This is a genomic window from Pelorhabdus rhamnosifermentans (assembly GCF_018835585.1).
GTDB classification, from domain to species: domain Bacteria; phylum Bacillota; class Negativicutes; order UMGS1260; family UMGS1260; genus Pelorhabdus; species Pelorhabdus rhamnosifermentans.
Genome location: NZ_JAHGVE010000105.1, coordinates 1 through 464 on the forward strand (window position 1 = coordinate 1; position 464 = coordinate 464).

The 464-nt window shown below is 54.3% G+C and carries 1 pseudogene; it reads right to left on the reverse strand.

Annotation, left to right across the window (positions count from 1 at the left end):
* A pseudogene (locus Ga0466249_RS25975) lies at positions 1 to 464 on the reverse strand (2-oxoacid:acceptor oxidoreductase subunit alpha); the annotation flags it as partial.

Below are 464 nucleotides of genomic sequence, written 5' to 3' on the forward strand. Positions count from 1 at the left end.
CGCAGGGGCTGCTTGATACTGTCGTAGTTATCAGGGAGCTCGATTTTTTCGCGCATATGGCCGACGATTTCGTCCATGAGCATGATGACGGGGACGCGGTATTTTTCGGAGAGTTCATAGGCCCGAATGGTTAAGGTAAATGTTTCGGGTACACTGGACGGCGTGAGGGCAATGATGGGATGATCGCCGTGTGTTCCCCAGCGGGCCTGCATGATGTCGGCCTGAGAGGGCGACGTGGGCTGGCCTGTGGAGGGACCGACGCGCTGGACATTGGCAATGACGATGGGGACTTCGGCAATGGAGGCGTAGCCAATGAGTTCTTGTTTTAAGGAAAAGCCGGGGCCGCTTGTGGCTGTTAAGACTTTTTTGCCGGCGAGGGAGGCACCGATGATAACACCGATACCGGAAATTTCATCTTCCATTTGAATAAATTTACCGCCTACCTGGGGGAGACGTTTAGCCAT